The 20,503-nt window shown below is 70.7% G+C and carries 17 protein-coding genes; 5 read left to right on the top strand and 12 right to left on the bottom strand.

The genetic code is table 11. From position 1 onward, the window contains the following. Positions 1 to 55 precede the first annotated feature (55 nt). The 12 genes from ACWEK3_RS18710 to ACWEK3_RS18655 all read right to left on the bottom strand — a co-directional run bounded on the left by ACWEK3_RS18710 (position 56) and on the right by ACWEK3_RS18655 (position 15,016). Positions 56 to 1,339 (bottom strand): thymidine phosphorylase, encoded by a 1,284-nt coding sequence (locus ACWEK3_RS18710; protein ID WP_141359083.1) that lies wholly within the window; start codon positions 1,337 to 1,339, stop codon positions 56 to 58. 79 nt (positions 1,340 to 1,418) lie between these two features. Continuing rightward, positions 1,419 to 1,820, bottom strand: a complete 402-nt coding sequence (locus ACWEK3_RS18705; RefSeq protein WP_453250142.1) for a cytidine deaminase — start codon at positions 1,818 to 1,820, stop codon at positions 1,419 to 1,421. Beyond that, the gene (locus ACWEK3_RS18700; protein WP_450542953.1) at positions 1,817 to 3,079 is read right to left on the bottom strand and encodes an ABC transporter permease; all 1,263 of its coding nucleotides are present in this window, start codon (positions 3,077 to 3,079) and stop codon (positions 1,817 to 1,819) included. Before ACWEK3_RS18700 ends, ACWEK3_RS18705 begins: the two co-directional genes overlap by 4 nt. After that, a complete protein-coding gene (locus ACWEK3_RS18695; protein WP_361415865.1) occupies positions 3,079 to 4,206 on the bottom strand; it encodes an ABC transporter permease in 1,128 nt (375 codons plus the stop codon). The genes ACWEK3_RS18700 and ACWEK3_RS18695 overlap by 1 nt, the downstream gene beginning before the upstream one ends. Next, positions 4,203 to 5,789 carry an ABC transporter ATP-binding protein gene (locus ACWEK3_RS18690; protein WP_450542966.1) on the bottom strand — a complete coding sequence of 529 codons (1,587 nt, stop codon included), beginning with the start codon at positions 5,787 to 5,789 and terminating at the stop codon, positions 4,203 to 4,205. The genes ACWEK3_RS18695 and ACWEK3_RS18690 overlap by 4 nt, the downstream gene beginning before the upstream one ends. Positions 5,790 to 6,013: 224 nt before the next feature. Then, positions 6,014 to 7,063: a BMP family lipoprotein gene (locus tag ACWEK3_RS18685; protein ID WP_450542949.1), complete on the bottom strand. Its 1,050-nt coding sequence runs from the start codon at positions 7,061 to 7,063 to the stop codon at positions 6,014 to 6,016. Between the two features lie 300 nt (positions 7,064 to 7,363). Then, entirely contained in the window at positions 7,364 to 8,416 is a 1,053-nt protein-coding gene (locus ACWEK3_RS18680; RefSeq protein ID WP_453250141.1) for a BMP family lipoprotein, read from the bottom strand. Positions 8,417 to 8,694: 278 nt separating this feature from the next. Then, positions 8,695 to 9,930 (bottom strand): amidohydrolase, encoded by a 1,236-nt coding sequence (locus tag ACWEK3_RS18675; RefSeq protein WP_390723285.1) that lies wholly within the window; start codon positions 9,928 to 9,930, stop codon positions 8,695 to 8,697. Positions 9,931 to 10,271: 341 nt separating this feature from the next. Beyond that, positions 10,272 to 11,369 carry a hypothetical protein gene (locus tag ACWEK3_RS18670; RefSeq protein WP_450542945.1) on the bottom strand — a complete coding sequence of 366 codons (1,098 nt, stop codon included), beginning with the start codon at positions 11,367 to 11,369 and terminating at the stop codon, positions 10,272 to 10,274. 34 nt (positions 11,370 to 11,403) lie between these two features. Next, the gene (locus ACWEK3_RS18665) at positions 11,404 to 12,342 is read right to left on the bottom strand and encodes an N-acetylneuraminate synthase family protein (RefSeq protein ID WP_453250140.1); all 939 of its coding nucleotides are present in this window, start codon (positions 12,340 to 12,342) and stop codon (positions 11,404 to 11,406) included. A 14-nt stretch (positions 12,343 to 12,356) separates the two neighbouring features. Next, on the bottom strand, positions 12,357 to 13,643 hold the full coding sequence (locus ACWEK3_RS18660; RefSeq protein ID WP_450542943.1) for a cytidylyltransferase domain-containing protein: 1,287 nt from the start codon (positions 13,641 to 13,643) through the stop codon (positions 12,357 to 12,359). Positions 13,644 to 13,675: 32 nt separating this feature from the next. Beyond that, entirely contained in the window at positions 13,676 to 15,016 is a 1,341-nt protein-coding gene (locus tag ACWEK3_RS18655) for a DUF6716 putative glycosyltransferase (RefSeq protein ID WP_450542942.1), read from the bottom strand. Positions 15,017 to 15,215: 199 nt separating this feature from the next. Between ACWEK3_RS18655 and ACWEK3_RS18650 the strand changes: the two genes are divergently transcribed. From ACWEK3_RS18650 to ACWEK3_RS18630, 5 genes are all read left to right on the top strand, one after another. Continuing rightward, positions 15,216 to 16,193: a glycosyltransferase family 2 protein gene (locus ACWEK3_RS18650; RefSeq protein WP_450542940.1), complete on the top strand. Its 978-nt coding sequence runs from the start codon at positions 15,216 to 15,218 to the stop codon at positions 16,191 to 16,193. Continuing rightward, positions 16,193 to 17,527 (top strand): alpha-2,8-polysialyltransferase family protein, encoded by a 1,335-nt coding sequence (locus ACWEK3_RS18645; RefSeq protein WP_453250139.1) that lies wholly within the window; start codon positions 16,193 to 16,195, stop codon positions 17,525 to 17,527. Before ACWEK3_RS18650 ends, ACWEK3_RS18645 begins: the two co-directional genes overlap by 1 nt. A gap of 166 nt (positions 17,528 to 17,693) precedes the next feature. Further along, positions 17,694 to 18,737 carry a glycosyltransferase family 2 protein gene (locus ACWEK3_RS18640; protein ID WP_376398182.1) on the top strand — a complete coding sequence of 348 codons (1,044 nt, stop codon included), beginning with the start codon at positions 17,694 to 17,696 and terminating at the stop codon, positions 18,735 to 18,737. Further along, a complete protein-coding gene (locus ACWEK3_RS18635; protein WP_376398179.1) occupies positions 18,727 to 19,173 on the top strand; it encodes a GtrA family protein in 447 nt (148 codons plus the stop codon). The genes ACWEK3_RS18640 and ACWEK3_RS18635 overlap by 11 nt, the downstream gene beginning before the upstream one ends. After that, on the top strand, positions 19,170 to 20,438 hold the full coding sequence (locus tag ACWEK3_RS18630) for an NAD(P)/FAD-dependent oxidoreductase (protein WP_453250138.1): 1,269 nt from the start codon (positions 19,170 to 19,172) through the stop codon (positions 20,436 to 20,438). The genes ACWEK3_RS18635 and ACWEK3_RS18630 overlap by 4 nt, the downstream gene beginning before the upstream one ends. Positions 20,439 to 20,503: the final 65 nt, after the last annotated feature.

Below are 20,503 nucleotides of genomic sequence, written 5' to 3'. Positions count from 1 at the left end.
AACGGGACCGGTGGAGGTCCACCGATCCCGTTCACCCAAAAGGGGAAAGCGCAGGTCAGGCGATACGTTCCAGCACCACCGGCGAGGCGGTGAAGTCCGTGCCGGGCGCCGCGATGTCGTACGAGCCCTCGACCGACTGGAGCGCGTACTCGAAACGCTCGGGAGTGTCCGTGTGGAGGGTCAGCAGGGGCTGGCCCTCCGTCACCCGGTCGCCGGGCTTGGCGTGCAGCTCGACGCCCGCGGCCGCCTGGACCGGGTCCTCCTTGCGGGCGCGGCCGGCACCCAGGCGCCAGGCGGCGACACCGATGCCGTAGGCGTCGAGGCGGGTCAGGACGCCGGAGGACGGGGCCGTGATCACGTGCTGTTCCCTGGAGGTGGGCAGGGGGGCGTCGGGGTCGCCGCCCTGGGCCGCGATCATGCGGCGCCAGACGTCCATCGCGGAGCCGTCGGCCAGGGCCTTCGCCGGGTCCGCGTCCTTCAGGCCGGCCGCGTCCAGCATCTCGCGCGCCAGGGCCAGGGTCAGTTCGACCACGTCCGCGGGGCCGCCGCCGGCCAGGACCTCGACCGACTCGCGGACCTCCAGCGCGTTGCCCGCCGTCAGGCCGAGCGGGGTCGACATGTCGGTCAGAAGAGCGACCGTCCGCACGCCGTGGTCGGTGCCCAGGCCGACCATCGTGGAGGCCAGCTCACGGGCGTCGTCGAGGGTCTTCATGAAGGCGCCGGTGCCCACCTTCACGTCGAGGACCAGCGAGCCCGTGCCCTCGGCGATCTTCTTGGACATGATGGAGGAGGCGATCAGCGGGATCGCCTCGACCGTGCCGGTCACGTCGCGCAGGGCGTACAGCTTCTTGTCCGCGGGCGCCAGGCCGTCGCCCGCCGCGCAGATCACCGCGCCGACGCCGTCCAGTACGGACAGCATCTCCTCGTTGGACAGCAGCGCCCGCCAGCCGGGGATCGACTCCAGCTTGTCCAGCGTGCCGCCGGTGTGGCCGAGGCCGCGGCCCGAAAGCTGCGGGACGGCCGCGCCGCAGGCCGCGACCAGCGGGGCCAGCGGCAGCGTGATCTTGTCACCGACGCCGCCCGTCGAGTGCTTGTCCGCGGTGGGGCGGGACAGGGAGGAGAAGTCCATGCGCTCGCCGGAGGCGATCATCGCCGCGGTCCAGCGGGCGATCTCCTCGCGGTTCATACCGTTGAGGAGGATGGCCATCGCGAGCGCGGACATCTGCTCGTCGGCGACCTCCCCGCGGGTGTACGCGTCGATCACCCAGTCGATCTGCTCGCCGCTGAGCTCGCCGCGGTCCCGCTTGGTGCGGATGACGGAGATGGCGTCCATGGCCATGGGGTTCGGTTCCTTCCGGGGTGCGAAGGGGGCGGGCGGCCCGCCCGGCCCCAAGGGGTTCAGGAGGGCCGCCCGGGTGTTACTTGGTGAGGTGGTCCGGCCCGAAGGCCTGCGGCAGCATCTCGGACAGCGGCAGGATCCCCGCCGGGGTCTCCAGGATCAGGGCCGGCCCGCCGAACTCGTACAGCAGCTGGCGGCAGCGCCCGCACGGGATGAGGATCTCGCCCCTGCCGTCCACGCACGTGAAGTGCGTCAGCCGACCGCCCCCGGTGTTCGCGAGCTGCGAGACCAGTCCGCACTCGGCGCACAGGCCGAGTCCGTAGGAGGCGTTCTCGACGTTGCAGCCGGTGACGATCCGGCCGTCGTCGGCCAGGGCGGCGGCACCGACCGGGTAGTTCGAGTAGGGGACGTACGCACGGGTCATCGCCGCGCGCGCCTCCTGCCGCAGCGCTTCCCAGTCGACCGTCGCGTCCGAGCTCACTTGCCCTGTCCCTTCCGGTACGGCTGACCGTCCGCCTTCGGCATCCGCAGGTGCTGTGCCGACAGCGACAGCACCAGCAGGGTGACGATGTACGGCGTGGCGGTCACGACCTGCTTGGGCACCTCGTTGGTGCCGAGGTACCAGGCGAACATCAGCGCCGAGACCACGGCGGTGGTGACGGCGGGCACCAGCTTCTTCTTCCACACCAGGTATGCCGCGCCGAACACCAGCAGGATCGCAAGCAGCAGGATCAGCGCGTGCACGTTGGTCGTGCCGCCGCGCAGGTTCAGGCTGTCGGTGTAGCCGAACAGGCCGGCGCCGAGGGCGAGGCCGCCCGGCATCCAGTTGCCGAAGATCATCGCGGCGAGACCGATGTAGCCGCGGCCGGCGGTCTGGCCGTCGAGGTAGACGTTCGAGGCCACGATGGACAGGAACGCGCCGCCCAGGCCGGCGAAGCCGCCGGAGATGATCACGGCGATGTACTTGTACTTGTAGACGTTGACGCCGAGCGACTCGGCGGCCACCGGGTTCTCGCCGCAGGAGCGCAGGCGCAGCCCGAAGGCGGTGCGCCACAGCACCCACCAGGACAGCGGTACGAGGGCGACCGCGACGACGGTCAGCGGCGACAGGTTGGTGATCAGACCGCCGAGCAGGCCGGCGACGTCGGAGACCAGGAACCAGTGCTTGCCGTTGAGGGTGGCCAGCCAACTGGACAGTCCCGGGATGTCGAAGGTGCCGAGCGAGTCGATCGGCGGGGACTGCTTGGAGGAGCCCTGCGGGACGCCCTCGAAGGTGAACTTCGACAGGTAGCGGGTGGTGCCGAGGGCGAGGATGTTGATCGCCACACCGGAGACGATGTGGTTGACGTTGAAGGTCACCGTGGCGATGGCGTGCAGGACGGCGCCGAGCGCGCCGCCGATGATGCCGAAGACGACACCGACCCAGGGACCCCACTGGTAGCCGGCCCAGGCACCGAACCAGGTGCCGAGGATCATCATGCCCTCGAGGCCGATGTTGACGACGCCGGACCGCTCGGCCCACAGACCGCCGAGGCCGGCGAGGCCGATCGGGACGGCCAGGCGCAGCGCGGTGGACATCTGGCCGGTCGAGGTGATGCCGTGCGCCCCGGTGACGAGGCGGACGACCGAGGTCAGTACCAGCACGCCCGCGATGATCAGCAGGAGCACGGGGAGGGAGACACGGCGGCTGCCCTTGCCGGGCTGCTTGGCCTGGGGCTTGGCGATGGTCGCGGTGGACATCAGGCCGCCACCTCCTTCTTCTGGACGTTGTTCTGGGCGGCGGCCGCGGCCAGCTCGGCGCCGACCTGCTTCTGCTGGCGGCGCAGGCCCCACTGGCGTACGGCCTCGTAGGAGATGACGACCGCGAAGACGATCAGGCCCTGCATGATCGTGGCGATCTCCTTCTCGTACGCCACGGGGGTGGCGTAGTCGAGGGCGGGAGAGGCCTTGTCGAGGAAGGCGATCAGGAGGGCGGCGAAGGCGATGCCGACCGGGTTGTTGCGGCCGAGCAGGGCGATGGTGATGCCGGTGAAGCCGAGGCCGGTCGGGAAGCTCAGGCTGTAGGTGTGGGCGTCGCCGAGCAGCAGCGGCAGGCCGGACAGGCCCGCGACCCCGCCGGAGATCAGCATGGCGGTGAGCACCATCTTCTTGGCGTCCACGCCGGAGGCCGCGGCGGCGCTCGCGGACTCGCCGGTGGCGCGCAGGTCGAAGCCGAAGCGGGTGCGGTTGAGCACGATCCAGTAGACGACGCCCATGGCGACGGCGAGGAAGACCAGGCCGTAGATCTGGCCGACGTCCGAGCCGAGGTCGATGCCCGAGACCCAGCCGGACTCCTTCATGATGCCGGTCGTCATGTTGTTGCCGACCTGCACACCCCAGACGTCCTTCAGGGTGAGGTAGCCGATGAGGCTGGTGGCGATGGCGTTGAGCATGATCGTGGCGACGACCTCGCTCACGCCCCGGGTGACCTTCAGCAGGCCCGCGATGCCGGCCCAGAAGGCGCCGGTGAGCATGCCGACGAGCAGCAGCGTCGGTATCTGGAGGAAGGACGGCAGGGCCAGGTGGGCACCGACGACCGCGGTCATCATCGCGGCGAGCCGGTACTGGCCGTCGACGCCGATGTTGAACAGGTTCATGCGGAATCCGACCGCCACCGCGAGCGCCGCCAGGTAGTACATCGACGCCTGGTTGATGATCAGCACCTGGACGTCGGAGAACGACGCCTGCTCGAGCATCAGCGTGTACGGCTCGATCGGGCTCTTGCCCGAGGCGATCAGCACGACCGAGGTCAGCAGGATCGCCGCGACGAGCGCGATGACCGGGCCGGCCACCGCGAGGAGCACCCGCTCCTTGTCGAACTTCTTCATCGGGCCTCGTCCTCCGGACCGGCGGTGGTTTCGGTGTGTTCCAGGTGGCCGGTCGCGGCACCCGTCATGGCCGAGCCCAGCTCCTCGGGGGTGATGGTGGCCGGGTCGGCGTCGGCGACCAGCCGGCCGTTGTAGATCACCCGCAGGGTGTCGGACAGACCGATCAGCTCGTCCAGGTCGGCGGAGATCAGCAGCACGGCCAGGCCCTCGCGGCGGGCGTCCCGGATGTGGTCCCAGATCGCGGCCTGCGCGCCGACGTCCACACCGCGGGTGGGGTGGGCGGCGATGAGGAACTTGGGGCTGTGGCTCATCTCACGGCCGACGATCAGCTTCTGCTGGTTGCCGCCGGACAGGGAGGCGGCGGTGACGTCGATGCCGGGGGTGCGGACGTCGTACTCCTCGACGATCCGGCGGGTGTCCTCCTGGGCGCCCTTGGGGTCGAGCCAGAAGCCCTTGGCGTTGGGGCGCTCGGTGACGTGGCCGAGGATGCGGTTCTCCCACAGCGGGGCCTCCAGCAGGAGCCCGTGCCGGTGGCGGTCCTCGGGGATGTAGCCGACGCCGGACTCCCGGCGCCTGCGGGTGGGCCAGGAGGTGACGTCCTCGCCGAGGAGGGCGATCGTGCCCGTGTCGGCCTGCTTGAGGCCGATGAGGGCTTCGATCAGCTCGCTCTGGCCGTTGCCCTCGACGCCCGCGAGGCCGAGGACCTCGCCGGCGTGGATGGTGAAGCTGATGTCGTCGAGGACGGCCCGGCCGCCCTCGGCCTCCAGCCGCAGCTTGTCGACGGTGAGGACGGCGCGGTCGGTGACCGTGGACTCGGCGGTCTCCGGGGTGGGCAGTTCGCTGCCGACCATCATCTCGGCGAGCTGGCGCGAGGTGGTCTCGGCGGGGACGGCCGTGCCCACGGTGGTACCGCGGCGGATGACGGTGATGTCGTCCGCGACCGACAGGACCTCGCCCAGCTTGTGGGAGATGAAGATGACGGACAGGCCCTCGGCCTTCAGGTCGCGCAGGTTGTCGAAGAGCGCGTCGACCTCCTGCGGGACGAGCACGGCGGTCGGCTCGTCGAGGATGAGGGTGCGGGCGCCGCGGTAGAGGACCTTGAGGATCTCCACGCGCTGGCGGTCGGCGACACCGAGGTTCTCGACCAAGGCGTCCGGGCGGATGCCGAGGCCGTAGCGGTCGGAGATCTCCTTGATCTTCCTGCGGGCGGCGCCGCCGATGCCGTACAGCTTCTCGCTGCCGAGGACGACGTTCTCGAGCACGGTCAGGTTGTCGGCCAGCATGAAGTGCTGGTGGACCATGCCGATGCCGCGGGCGATGGCGTCGGCGGGGCTGCCGAAGCTCACCTGCTCGCCGTCGACCGCGATGGTGCCCTCGTCCGGCTTCTGCATGCCGTAGAGGATCTTCATCAGGGTGGACTTGCCGGCGCCGTTCTCGCCGACGAGGGCGTGTACGGTTCCCTTACGGACCGTCAGGCGGATGTCGTGGTTGGCCACGACTCCGGGAAACCGTTTGGTGATGCCCGCGAGCTCTACCGCGATGGTCGGCTGGGCGGTGAGCGGAGGGCTGCTGGACGCGTCGATGGCGACTCTCCTTGGGGAAAGGGGCCGCTCTACGCGCGTAGCGCCCCTGCTTTAAATAGTGCCCGGACCTGATCGACCTTGATTTGTCCTCGATCCGTTCCGAGCATTCTGCCGCGTGAACGGGGTGGGAGTCGCTGTGCGCTTCCACACCCCGTTCCGCCGCCGCAACGCTGCCATCGCAGCGTCGTTCAGGCCATCCCTATGACAGGCCCGCGACCGTTCGGTCAGGAGTCCTTGACCGTGATCGAGCCGCTCTTGATGCCTTCCTCGGCCTTCTTGATCGCGGCCTGGAGGTCGGCGTTGTTCTTGAAGACGGGGTTCGAGTCGGAAAGGCTCACACCGCCGGTGGCCAGGCTGGCGCGCACCTCACCGGTCTGCGGCTTGCCGTCCTTGACCGACTTGGCCAGGTTGAAGACCGCACCGGCCACGTCCTTCATGGCCGAGGTGAGGATCGAGTCCTTGTACTTGGCCAGCGCGTCCTGCTTGTACTGGTCCGAGTCGACGCCGATGGCCCAGATCTTGTGCTCGGAGGCGGCCTTGATCACGCCCTGGCCGGACAGACCCGCGGCGGCGTAGACGACGTCGGCACCGGCGTCGATCTGGCCGTTGGCGGCGTTCTCACCCTTGTCCGGGCTGGAGAAACCGCCCTCCGCGGCCGTCTGGGTCAGGTACTGCGACTTGACCGTGACACCCTTCTTGGTGTCCGCGACGCCCTGCTTGAAGCCCGCCTCGAACTTGTGGATCAGCGGAACGTCCACGCCGCCGACGAAGCCGACGGTGTTCGTCTTGGTGGTCTTGGCGGCGGCGACACCGGCCAGGTAGGAGGCCTGCTCCTCGTGGAAGACCAGGTCAGTGACGTTGCTCGCCGTGATCTGGTTGTCGTCGACGATGCCGAAGGTGGTCTTCGGGAACTTGGCGGCGGCCGCCTTGACAGCCGGCGCGTAGGCGAAGCCGACGCCGATCACCGGGTTGTAGCCCTGCTTGGCGAGGGTCTCCAGGCGCTGTACCTTGTCCGCGTCCGACTCACCGTCCTGCGGCTCGACGGCCGTGCTCTTGTAGCCGAACTCCTTGTCGGCCTGGTCCATGCCGGCCGTGGCTGCGTCGTTGAAGGACTGGTCGCCCTTGCCGCCGACGTCGTAGGCGAGGGCGAGGCCCAGGTTCTTGTCGCCGCCACCGGCCGACGAGCTGGACGAGCTGCTGCCACATGCGGAAACAGTGACGGCGAGGGCTGCGGTTGCGACACTTGCGACCGCTATACGGGACACCCGGCGCATGGAACGAGACTCCTTCGTGCAAGCGCCCAAACCAGGCGCTGGTTCCGCCGCAGCGTAACGCGCGTAGACATGCCGGAAAACCCCTCCTTGCCAGAGTGTTATCCGACCGTTTTGATCCTTCGGTTCCAATCTGGCCCCGCGTGGGCACCTGCCGGACGCCCACCGGCCCGTGACCTGGCGGGCCGTGGCCGCCCTGGCGCGACGGGCACGCGCGGCGCGCGCCGGCACCGGGACGCGGGAAGGCCCCGGACCGGCATGGTCCGGGGCCTTCCCGTCAGCGCTTCTGGACTGGCGGCGCGGTCACTCGGTGTTGACGGTGACCTTGCCGTCGATGATGTCCTGCTTGGCCTTGTCGACGGCGGCGACGACGTCCTTCATGGCCTGGTACTTCGGGTTGGAGTCGGCGAAGCCCACACCACCCGACTTCAGGTCGCCGCGCACCTCACCGGACAGCGGCTTGCCGTCGACGACGGACTTGGTCAGCTCGTAGACCGCGCCGCCGACGTTCTTCAGGGCCGAGCCGAGGATCCATTCCTTGTACTTGGACAGGGAGCTCTGCGCGTACTGGTCGGAGTCGACACCGATCGCCCACACCTTGTGCGCGGCGGCGGCCTTGATGACGCCCTGACCGGACAGGCCGGCCGCGTGGTAGACGACGTCGACGCCGGCGTCGATCTGACCGTTGGTGGCGCTCTCACCCTTGTCGGGGCTGGAGAAACCGCCCTCCTGCGGGGTCTGCGTCAGGTACTGCTTCTCGATCTTGATCTTCGGGTTGACCGACTTGGCACCCTGGACAAAACCCGCCTCGAACTTGTGGATCAGCGGGATGTCCACACCGCCGATGAAGCCGATGTGGTTCTTCTTGGTGGTCTTGGCCGCCGCGACACCCGCCAGGTACGAGGCCTGCTCCTCGTGGAAGACCATGTCGGCGACGTTGTCGGCCTTGGCGGTCTCGTCGTCGATGATGCCGAAGGTCGTCTTCGGGAACTTGGGCGCGACCTCCTTGACCGCCGGGCCGTACACGAAGCCGACCCCGATGATCGGGTTGTAGCCGGCCTTGGCGAGCTGTTCGAGGCGCTGCACCTTGTCCGCGTCGGACTCGTTGTCGTTCGGCTCGACGTCCCGGCCGCCGATCTTGAACTCGCTCTCGGCCTTCTGGAAACCGGAGAAGGCGGCGTCGTTGAAGGACTGGTCGCCCTTGCCGCCGATGTCGTACGCCAGACCGATGCCCTTGCCCGAGTACGTGCCGGAGCCGCCGGTCGAGCTGCTGTCGGCCTTGTCGGAGCCGCCGGCCGAATCGCTGCTGGACTTGCCGCACCCGGCGGCCGCGAGCGCGATGACCGCTACGGTCACCGCGGCTTGGGAGAATCTCGACCTCGATGAGTTCAGACGCACAGCAAGCACCCCTTCTTGCCCACGGCACCGTCGCCGGCCCGTTTTACCCATGTGCCGCCTCTGGTGGCGATTCCGGCGCACAGTAACGCGCGTAGAGGCGGAGGGAAACGGGGTTTATCCCGGCCGTTACCGAACCGTGCCGACAGCGGACGACCTTCGCGTGCCCGGCGGTCGCGGACGGGTGACACGCCGGAGGGAGGGGGCGTCGGACGGGCGCCCCCTCCCTCTGGCCGGGATCAGCGCGTCGGGTGCAGCAGGGCGGCGGCGGTGAACAGCTCCACGCCCACCCTGATGGCGGACTCGTCGGCGTCGAAGTCCCCCTGGTGCAGGTCGCGCACGGTCCGCTCACCCGGGGTGCGCACCCCGAGCCGGGCCATCGCGCCGGGCACGTGCTCCAGGTACCAGGAGAAGTCCTCGCCGCCGAGGCTCTGCTCGGTGTCCTCCACGTTGGCGGCCCCGCGCCGGGCGATCATGGCGTCGCGCAGCAGTTCGGTCACCACCGGTTCGTTGACGACCGGCGGCACCCCGCGCACGTAGTTGATCTCGGACTTGGCCTTGTGCAGGTTGGCGACCTCGTCGATCGCGGCGACCACGATGTCGGGCGCCTGCCGCCAGGCGTTGATGTCCAGGCAGCGGACCGTCCCGGCGAGTTCGGCGTGCTGCGGGACCACGTTCGGGGCGTGCCCGGACTCGATCCGCCCCCAGGTCACGGCGAGCCCGGCGCGGGTGTCGACCCGCCGGCCGACGAGCGCGGGCACGTCGGTGACGACCCGGGCGACGGCGGTGACGAGGTCCGTCGTCAGATGCGGGCGCGCGGTGTGCCCGCCGGGACCGTCCAGCGAGACCTCCAGCCGGTCGCAGGCGGAGGTGATGGGTCCCTGACGCAGTCCGATCCGGCCGGCGTCGACCCGGGGGTCGCAGTGCACGGCGACGATCCGGCCCACTCCCTCCAGCGCGCCGCTCTTGATGACCTCGGCGGCGCCGCCGGGCAGCACCTCCTCGGCGGGCTGGAAGATCAGCCGCACGGGCCGCGGCAGCAGCCCCTGCCGGTGCAGGTCCGCGAGGACCAGTCCGGTGCCGAGGACAACGGTGGTGTGCACGTCGTGTCCACAGGCGTGGGCGCGGTCGGGCACGGTGGAGCGGTACGGGACCTCGCTCTTGGTGTCGGGGATGGGCAAAGCGTCGATGTCGGCGCGCAGGGCGAGCACGGCCGGCCCCCCGCCTCCGGGGTCGCCGCCGATGTCGCAGACGAGACCGGTCCCGGTCGGGAGCACCCGCGGCGCCAGCCCGGCCTTCTCCAGCCGCTCCTTGATCGCGGCGGTGGTACGGAACTCCTGGTTGCCGAGCTCGGGGTGCATGTGCAGGTCGCGCCGGAAGGCGACGAGCTCGGCGTACAGCTCCTCCGGCAGCGTGCCGGGAAGGGCGTCCGCCGTGGCATCAGCGGGGAGATCGGCCTCGGACTCTGGGGACATCAGTTGCTTCACCCTCTGAAGGGTAGGACGCCGGGGTGGTCAACTGACCCTCGATCAACAAAAGTTCAACCCCTTAGGGGAAGAAAAAGTGGCCGCCCGGCGCATACGTATCGGCTGAGATGGGTAAACTCGCCCGCCTTCGCCGGCCGAGCGGATCACGGGGCTCCGGAAACGTGGCTTGCGTCACACCTCTGGCACCCCGCCCCATTTGTTCTTTTCTCAACGGATACCACGTCGTACCGGAACCACGCCCGAGATGTTCACCTGTCGGACGTCATCCGGACCATTCCCGCACCCCGCCGGGACTCCTCGCGACCGCCCAGGAAAGTCCCGGCGGGCGCTCAGCCGGCCTGGGCCGTACGGGCGAGGCGGTGCACGTCCCGGGCGGTGCCCGTCACCCCGGACAGGAAGCCCTGGGCCCGCGGGGAGGCGTGCGCGGTCAGCCAGCTCGGGTCGATGTCGCAGACGGTGACGCGCACCTCGGTGCCGGCCAGGGCGAGCGGCAGGGTGTGGACGACGGTGGAGGGGAAGCTGAGGATCGTGCGGCCGATCGGGCCCCGGCGGGCGATCAGCTCCAAGGGCAGTTCGGGGCGGACGATCTGCAGGCCCGTCTCCACGGCCAGCCGGTGCAGCTTCTCGGCGCTCTCGCGCCGGTGGGCGAAGTAGCGGGTCGCCCCGTGCGTCCGGGCCAGTGCCCGTACGGCGTCCACGTACCGGTCGGCGTCGACGACGCCCGTCTCCACCAGTGATGTGCCGACCAGGTCGGCGCTCGTGGTGACACTGGGCGGGCCGAAGCGGTCCCGGGTCCAGGCGAAGCGGTTCGCGGTGACGGTCACACCCCGCGGCGTCTCGTCGATCGGCATGGACGAGAACACCTCCACCCGGCGCTCCCCGCGAGGGGTGAGCCGGCGCCGGGCGACGGCCGACACCGGGCCGAGGACGAGCTCCCGCGGGCCGCGACGGCCGCCCTTGCGGTGCCAGCGCACCAGCCGCTCCCCGCGGGCGAGCTGGCCGACGAACTCCATCGTCGCCGTGCCGTCGTCCACGACCACGAGGTCCCGCGCCTTGGTGATCGTCAGCAGCAGCTGCACATACCGCGAGAACGGGTCCCCCATCACGACCCGCTCGACCCGCCGGAGCGGCCCGGCCAGGCCGCCGATGGTCCGCAGCGGCGCCCCGGCGCCGCCCCGCGCCTCCTCCCACCGCACCTCGTGGCCCTCGTCGCGGGCCAGCTGGGCCATCCGCCGCAGCTGACCGCGGCTCATCGGATCGGTCGGCGACAGCACGACGAGGGTGATCCCGGACTCCGGGCGGGCGCCGGGAGCGGTCCCGCCCGGATCGGGGGCGCGGTCGGTGGTGTGGCCGCGGGCGTGAGCCCATTCCAGCACGTTCAGCAGTTGTACCGGGCTCTCGACGAAGGCGAGGGTGTGGGGGCTCATCGGCGCGGGACCGTCCGTGTTAAGGGGCTGGGGCTCACACCGCGACCGGCTCGCCCGCCGCCTCGGCGATCTCCGCCTCGGCGACGACGCCGGTGACGCGGCGCAGCTTCTTCATCGGGCCGAGCTCGGAGTCGTAGACCTTCTTGACGCCGTCGCCGAGGGAGGCCTCGATCGTGCGGATGTCGCGGACGAGGCGCTGCAGGCCCTGCGGCTCCACGGAGGCGGCCTGGTCGGAGCCCCACATGGCGCGGTCCAGGGTGATGTGGCGCTCGACGAAGACGGCGCCCAGGGCGACCGCGGCCAGCGTGGTCTGGAGGCCCGTCTCGTGGCCGGAGTAGCCGATCGGGACGTTCGGGTACTCCTTCTCCAGAGTGTTGATCACGCGCAGGTTCAGCTCCTCGGCCTTCGCCGGGTACGTCGACGTGGCGTGGCACAGCAGGATGTTGTCCGAGCCCAGCACCTCCACCGCGTGGCGTATCTGCTTGGGCGTGGACATGCCGGTGGAGAGGATGATCGTGCGGCCCGTCGCGCGCAGGGCGCGCAGCAGCTCGTCGTCCGTCAGGGAGGCGGAGGCCACCTTGTGGGCCGGCACGTCGAACTTCTCCAGGAAGGCGACGGCCTCGGTGTCCCACGGGGAGGCGAACCAGGCGATGCCCTTCTCGCGGCAGTACTCGTCGATCCGGCGGTACTCGTCCTCACCGAACTCCACGCGGTGGCGGTAGTCGATGTAGGTCATCCGGCCCCAGGGGGTGTCGCGCTCGATGTCCCACTGGTCGCGCGGGGTGCAGATCTCGGGCGTGCGCTTCTGGAACTTCACGGCGTCGCAGCCGGCCTCGGCGGCCGCGTCGATCAGCTTGAAGGCGTTCTCGATGTCGCCGTTGTGGTTGATGCCGATCTCACCGGTGACGTAGACCGGGCGGCCGGGACCGGCCTCGCGCGAACCGAAGGTGCGGATGCGGGAGTTGGTGCTCATGGCAGGAATCGTCCTTACTTGGTGAGGGAATCGAGAGAGGGGCCGAGGATCCAGCTGGCGATCTCTCGGATCGCGCCGTCGCCGCCGGGGACGGTGGTGACCGCGCGTGCGGCGCCGCGTACGACGTCGTGGGCGCTCGCGACCGCCACGGGCCATCCCACGAGGGAGAAGCACGGGAGGTCGTTGACGTCGTTGCCGACGTAGAGCACGCGCTCGGGCGCGATGCCCTGCTCCTCGCACCACTGCTTCAGCGCGAGGTCCTTGCGGTCGATGCCGTGCAGCACCGGAAGCCTGAGCTTCCGGGCGCGGGCGGCGACGACCGGGTTCTGTTCCGTGGACAGGATCAGCATCGTCAGGCCGCTGTCGCGCAGCGCCGCGATACCGAGGCCGTCCCCGCGGTGCACGGAGACGAACTCCCGTCCGTCGGAGTCGATCAGCACCCTGTCGTCGGTCTGGGTGCCGTCGAAGTCGAGTACGACCGCGTCCACGTCGGCGGCGGTGGGCAGGGCCCCCGGCCGGTTGGCGTCGAACAGCGGTGCCAGCGCGCGCGCCCGCGCCAGGTCGTGCGGGTCGTCGATCTCCAGCACCCGCGCCGGGTCGGTGCGGACGAGCTCCGTACGACCGAAGAAGCGGTGCTGGTGCGTACGGAACCCGGGCGCCGACATGGCGTAGGCGGCGCCGGTCTCCAGCAGGTCCTGGGGGCGGTCCTGGCGGCGCGGGCGGAAGGACTTGTCGTGGTTGACGCCGTAACCGCCCTCGGTGGCCGGGGACTCGGCGGCGGCCGCGTCCGACGGCGCGCCGGCGGTCACCGGGTCGTCCGCGGCGTCCCGCCACACGAACCCGTGGAAGGGCGCCACGGTCACCGCGGTGTCGGCGCCGTCCTCGACGACCGCGCCCGCGACCCCGTCGACGTCCTCGCTCCGCAGGAACGGGCTGGTGCACTGCACGAGCAGCACCACGTCCACCCCCGCACCGTGCAGTGCCTCGTGCGCGTCCATGGCGTGCAGCACTGCGGCCTCGGAGGTGGCGGTGTCACCGGCGATGACGGCCGGCCGCAGCACCACCTCGGCGCCGGCCTGGCGGGCGGCGGCCGCGATGGCCTGGTCGTCGGTGGAGACCACCACGTCGGTCACCAGCCGGGCCGCCCGGCACTCGCGCACGGCACGGGCGACCAGCGGGACACCGCCGACGGGGGCGAGGTTCTTCGCGGGTACGCCCTTGGAGCCGCCGCGCGCGGGTATCACCGCGAGCACGCGGCGCGCCGGGGCGCCGGATCCCGCGTCCGGGTGGGCGTCGGTCATGGGCTGCACTCCTTGGTGTGGGACGCGGTCGCTCACAGCTCCCCCATCCGCCGGATCACGGGCGCCACGCGCTGCACACCGTGGCGGTAGGCGCCGCGGGCGGCATGGCGGAAGATCCGGCGTACGGGGCCGGGCGACCGGTCGGCGGCGGGCGCGCCCGGCAGCGGGCTGCCGTCGGGGGCGAGGTGGTGGCGGGCGAGGACGCCGGGCAGATAGCCGGGGGCCGTGACGGGGGTGTAGTAGGGCTTCAGCGGCGGGAGTTCCCCGGCGGCGAGCAGGTCGTCGACGCGCAGGCGGGCCCTGTCGAAGGCGGCCTCGTACGAGCCTCCGGTGGCGACGCCCTGGCGGGCCACCCACCACGGGTCCGGTTCCGGCTCGTGGCCGTTGTCGAGCTGGTCCCAGGAGGCCAGGCAGCCGGAGCCCACGAAGTGGTGGTTGCCGAGCGCCTCCCGCACCCCGAGGTCGGTCAGGACGACGGTGGGGATGCGCCGGTGCAGGGACTCCAGGGCGGCCGTGGAACTCACCGTGACCAGCAGGTCGGTGCGGTCCAGGACCTCGCCCATGTTCCCGTACACCAGGCGGAAGTTGGCCGGCAGGTCCTTGCGCTGGGCCAGCTTCTGGTACGGCAGTTCCTCGATGTGCGTGGTGTGCTCGCCCGGTTTGGAGCGGAGCTTGAGCAGCACCTCGCGCCCGGGGTGCCGGCGCGCGTGCCGGATCAGCCGGTCCAGCAGGTAGGCGCGGTCGCCGCGGCCCTGCGGCACGGAGGGCTGCGCGGCGAAGACGACCGTGTAGGGGTCGTCCTCCGCCCGGTCCGAGGTGTGCACGGCGCCGCCGAGGAACGGCAGCGCCACCTCGGTCACCGACGAGGCGTCGGCGCCCACTCCCTCGTACACGGCCCGGAAACGGTCCGCGTCCTGACGGGAGTTGGCGAGGACGAGGTCAGCGCCGTGCCGCAGCAGCAGACCGTCGGTGAGCTTCTCGTAGACGACGCCGACGTAGCCGGTGACGACCACGGGACGCTCGGTGCGGCCCTGCCAGGCGTGGGCCAGTCCGTGCAGCATGGCCTGGACGCCGCCGCCGACGAGGGCGAGCACGAGGACGTCGTACGGTTCCTGCGCCATCTCGCGCAGGAACTCGGCGGCGGTGACCTCGCTCAGACGGTCCGCACGGACGCCGACCTCCTCGAGCTGGCGGGGGGTGGGGGTGGCACGGCCCCGCAGCAGGTAGCCGTCGAGCCGGATGTCCGGTTCACCCGAGTCGGGGGAAACACCGGCGGAAACCAAGCGGTTCGCCGTGAGGGCACCCCATTTCCACCGGGTGTCGGAATCCGCGAGAACGGCGACTCGGCGGGACTTCTTCACACTGGCTGGCACGTCGAAGACCGTAGGAAGGCATTTCTAGGTCCCGCCCAACCCGAACGCAACAAACGGTTAACAGCACATCGCCGAATGGCGAATCAGGCCGCCGGCGGCCCGGAATAAGGGCGGGTTCACAGCGCCGCCACACGTCGTTCACCCAAGCTCAAGCTGGGGGTAAAGACGGAGGGCGGGGCCGCGCCCTAACGTCACCTACGTGGTCAAGCTCTCCGTCATCGTGCCGTTCTACAACGTCCGGCAATACGCGTCCGACACCTTGAAGAGCCTGCGCGCGAACGCCCGCGAGGACTTCGAATTCATTCTCGTCGACGACTGCTCGCGCGACGAGACCCCGGACATTCTCGCGCGCGCGGAGCGCGAGCTGCCGGGGGCGGTGTACGTCAGACATGAGAAGAACGGTGGCCTTGCGACCGCGCGCAACACCGGGATCGACACGGCGCGCGGCGAGTATCTGACCTTCCTGGACGGCGACGACTGGCTGGCCCCCGGCTACTACCCGCGGCTGCTCGCCGCGATCGAGGAGCTGGGCTGCGACTTCGTCCGCACCGACCATGTGCAGTGCACCGCGCGGGCGCGCACGATCCAGCGTGTCCCGCACGGCCGGCGGGGCGAGGTGATGGACCCGCGGCAGGCGATCCTGCCCGCCGACCGCACCACCTCCGTCGACTACCCCTACGCCTGGGCGGGTGTCTACCACCGCCGGCTGGTCGACCGGGGGCTGCTGCACTTCACCGACGGTCTGCGCACGGCCGAGGACCGGCCGTGGATCTGGCGGCTGCACCGGGAGGCGGAGTCGTTCGCCGTGGTGGGTCTGCTGGGCGTCTTCTACCGGCGCGGTGTGGCCGGTTCCCTCACGCAGATCGGCGATGTGCGCCAACTCGACTTCATCCGCGCCTTCGACCAGGTGATCGAGGAGACCGCGGCCGACCCGGAGGCCGACCGGCTGCTGCCGAAGGCGGTGCGCACCTACTGCGCGATCATCGCCCACCATCTGTCGGAGATCGACAAGTTCGAGCCGCCGGTGGCCAGGCAGCTGCGGACCATGAGCGCGGCGGCGATCAAGCGGCTGCCGCAGGAGCTGCTCACCGACGTCCTCGACACCATGGACCTGAACCGTTCCTCCAGGCTGCGTCGACTGCGCCGCCGGGTTCCCGCAGCGAAGGCGGCCTCCTGATGCCCCGCACCACTCAGATCTTCTGCGCCTCGACGCTGTACGGCGCCGCCACCCTGGCCGCCGCGATCGAGTCCGACTGCTTCCCCGAGGCGGACCGCCGGCTGCTGCTGGTGTGCAACAACGCGGCGACGCCGGAGATCACCCCGGCCGTCGACGAGATGCCGGGCTTCGCACCGCTGCGCGACCACTTCGACGGCGTGCTGTCCTGGAACGAGGCGATCCGCCCCTTCCACCCCGGGGCCTGGTCCCCGCGCCCCGACGACTTCCCGCTGTTCGAGCGCTATCTGCGGCTGCTGTGGGGCCTGGGCGACGACCGTGTGGCCCTGGTGATGGAGTCCCTCCAGGTCAACCCGGCCCTGGCCATCGCCCAGTCGTTCGCCGAGGCGCCCATCGACGTCTACGCCGACGGGCTGATGAGCTACGGCCCCACGCGCAACAAGATCGACCCGCTGGTCGGCACACGGGTGCGGCGGCTGCTCCACCTGGACCTGGTCCCCGGTCTGACCCCGCTGCTGCTGACCGAGTTCGACGTGCCCGCGCAGGCCCTGCCGACCGATGCGTTCATGAAGGTGCTGAGCCGGATCGGCGACGCCGTGCCGCAGCTTCCGCCGCTGCCCGAGCGTGCCGCCGTCCTGCTCGGCCAGTACCTGTCCGCTCTGGACATCCTCTCCGCCGAGGAGGAGGAAGAGCTGCACGTGCGGATGTTGCGGGGCGCGGTCGCCCGCGGGCACCGCTCGGTCGTCTTCAAGCCCCACCCGACCGCTCCGGCCCGCTACAGCCGGGCGCTGGAGGCCGAGGCGGAACGGCTCGGCGCGGACCTCACCGTCCTGGACCTGCCCGTCCTCGCCGAGGCGCTGTTCGAGAAGACCCGGCCCGCGCTGGTGGTCGGATGCTTCTCGACCGCGCTGTTCACCGCCTCCGCGTTCCAGGGCCTGCCGGTCGCCCGGGTCGGGACCGGTCTGATCCTCGAGCGCCTGACGCCCTACCAGAACAGCAACCGCGTGCCCGTCGTCCTGGCCGACGCGCTGCTGCCGGACCTGGAGGCGGGTCAGGAGGACGGCCAGGAGGCCGCCGTCGCCGCCGACATGCTGACCGGGCTGGTCACCGCCGTCGGCTTCACCATGCAGCCGCAGATCCACCCGGGTCTGCGCCCGGCGGCGGAACGCTTCCTCTCCCAGCACTTCGGACCGCGCACCCAGCGCTACTTCAAGCGCCGCCGGCTCACCTCGCTGGGCCTGCCGGGCGGCATCCCGGAGCGGCTGGCGTTCCTCCCCCGCAGCGCCACGGCGCGCCGGGTCGTACGACGGGCGCGCGCCTTGAAGAAGAAGCTCTGAGGAGGCAGCTCGGGGCGGGAAGCCCCAAAAAGACGCATCCGAAGGGAAAACGGGATGACGGCTACTGGACGTGGACCGTTCGGCTGCGGTTCACGCGGCTTCCATAGCTTCTCCCAATGCGTCAATCATGCGTGAATTCCCCGGAGTTCGGCCCGGTGGGCAGAGGATGACCCAGCAGGACATCCGCCCGCCGGCGCGTGCCGCGGCTCCCGTCCGGCCCGCGCGGCCCGAGCCGCGGCCGGGCCGGCGGCCGCTGATCTCGTACGTCCTGCCGGTCTACAACGAGCAGGACGGCATCGCTGCCTTCCACACCGCGCTCACGGCCGCCCTCGCCGAACGCCCGGAACTCGACTACGAGCTGGTCTACGTCAACGACGGTTCCTCGGACGGCTCGCTCGCCCTCCTCAGGGAGCTGGCGGCGGACGACGGACACGTCCGGGTGGTCGACTTCGCCCGCAACTTCGGGCACCAGATCGCCATCACCGCCGGCCTCGACATCGCCGGCGGCGACGCGGTGATCGTGATGGACACCGACCTCCAGGACCCGCCGCGGATCAGCCTGGAGCTGGTCGACGCCTGGCGCGAGGGCGCCGAGATCGTGCACGCCCGCCGCCGCAGCCGGCAGGACACCGCGTTCAAGCGGGCCACGGCCCATCTGTACTACCGCGTCCTGCGGTCCTGCGCCGAGGTGGACATCCCCCTGGACACCGGGGACTTCCGGCTGCTGGACCGGCGGGTCGCCGACGAGCTGCGCCGGTACCGCGAGCGCAGCCGCTTCGTGCGCGGCATCGTGGCCTCGATGGGCTTCCGCCAGACCGAGGTGGCGTTCGACCGCGACGAGCGTTTCGCGGGCGAGACCAAGTACCCGCTGCGCAAGATGGCCCGGCTGGCGATCGACGGGGTGACCAGCTTCTCCACGGTGCCGCTGCGGATGATCACCCGGCTGGGCTTCCTGGTGCTGCTGCTGTCGCTGGCCGGCATCGGCTACGCGCTGGCGATGAAGTTCTTCCGGCCCGACATCACCGTCTCCGGCTGGACGATGCTGATGGTGGTGGTGCTCTTCCTGGGCGGCACCCAGATGCTGTTCCTGGGAGTGCTGGGCAGCTACATAGGGCGCATCTACGGCGAGGTGCAGGCACGCCCGCTGTACCTGGTGCGCGAGGTGATCGGCTCCCGCGCGGACGAGCGGGACGGTCCCGGTGGCGTCTGAGACCTCGGCCGCGCCCGAGGCGTCCCCCGACCGGGCGCCCGGAGAACCGGCCCCGGGCCGGTCCCGCACCCTGCGCCAGCTGCTGAGCTACACCCTGATCGGCGGCAGTGGCGTCGTACTCGACCTCGTGGCCTTCCTGCTCCTGCACAACACCGCGGGAATGGACGAGCAGTTCGCCAACGTGCTCAGCACCACCCTGGGCATCGCCAACAACTTCGTCCTCAACGCGCTGTTCACCTTCGACCGGCGCGACCGGATCGTGGTGCGCTTCCTGCGCTTCTACGCCGTCGGGCTGGCCGGGATCGTCCTGACGAACCTGCTCTTCCTCGTCTTCACCGACGCGCTGGGTATCGGCGCCGACCTCGTCAAGGCGGGCTCGCTGCCCCTGGTCCTGGCGCTCCAGTTCGTGCTCAACAGAAAGTGGAGCTTCGCATGAACCTCGGCATCATCGGCGCGGGTGCCACCGGCCTGACCGCCGCCTGGGACACCGTACGCGCCGGCCACCAGGTCACCGTCCTGGAGGCGGCCCGCGAACTGGGCGGTCTGGCAGCGTCGTTGGAGGTGGGCGGCGTTCCGCTGGAGCGCTACTACCACCACATCTTCCGCAGCGACCGCACCATGATCGCCCTGATCGAGGAGCTGGGGCTCGGAGACGCGCTGCGCTTCCACAAGCCCACTACGGGCATCTTCCGCGGGGGCCGGCTGATCGACTTCACCACCCCGTTCGACATGCTGCGCTTCCCGGAGTTCTCCCCGCTGGACGCCGTGCGCTTCGCCGGCTCGTCCGCCCTGTTGAAGGCGGTCCGGCGCGGTGAGCGGTACAACGACCGCACCGCCCTGGCCTGGCTGCGCCGGCGGGCGGGGCGCAGGGCGACCGAGGCGATCTGGGAGCCGTTGCTGCGCGGCAAGTTCGGCGACCGGGCGGAGCAGGTGTCGATGGCCTGGCTGTGGGCCCGCATCCACTGCCGGACCTTCGAACTCGGCTATGTGGACGGCGGGTTCGAGCGGGTCTACGCGGCGCTGCGGGACGGGGTCGAGGAGCGCGGCGGCAAGGTGGAGTTCGGCAAGGCGGTCGAGTCGATCCGGCAGGACGGCACGGACGCGCCCGCCGTGGTGCGCTGCGCCGACGGCTCCCGCTACGAGTTCGACCAGCTGATCGTCACGACCCCGCAGCCCGCCTTCGCCAGGGCGGCGGGGCTGCCGGCCGACGACGCCGTGTGGAAGAACCAGTACCTGGGCGCGACCTGCTTCGTGCTGGAGCTGGACCGCAGCGTGATCCCGTACTACTGGCTCAACATCAACGAGCCCGGCTTCCCGTTCCTCGCGGTGGTCGAGCACACCCGCATGATCGACCCGTCCGTGTACGGCGGCCGGCACATCCTCTACGTGGGCAACTACGTGGAGCGCGACGACCGGCGGTTCACCACCGAGCCGGCGGAGCTGCTGACGTCCTTCCTGCCGTATCTGCGGCGGATCAACCCGGAGTTCGACGAGTCCTGGATCCAGGACTGGCACTTCTCGAAGGCCGGGTTCGCCCAGCCGGTGGTGACCCCGGAGTACCGCTCGCTGATCCCCGGCCACGACACGCCGATGAGCCGGGTCAAGCTGGTGACGATGGCGCAGATCTACCCGCAGGACCGGGGGCAGAGCTACTCCGTGGCCCTGGCCCGCGAGGTCACCGCCTCCCTAGGGCTGCGCTGAGCGGGCGGGCGGCGGCTCGCGGGGCCCCGGCGGCGCGTCCGTCCTGCCGGGGCCGCTCGGAGGCC

The sequence above is a fragment of the Streptomyces sp. NPDC004721 genome (genome assembly GCF_053601495.1).
This window is presented reverse-complemented; position numbering and strand designations above follow the sequence as displayed.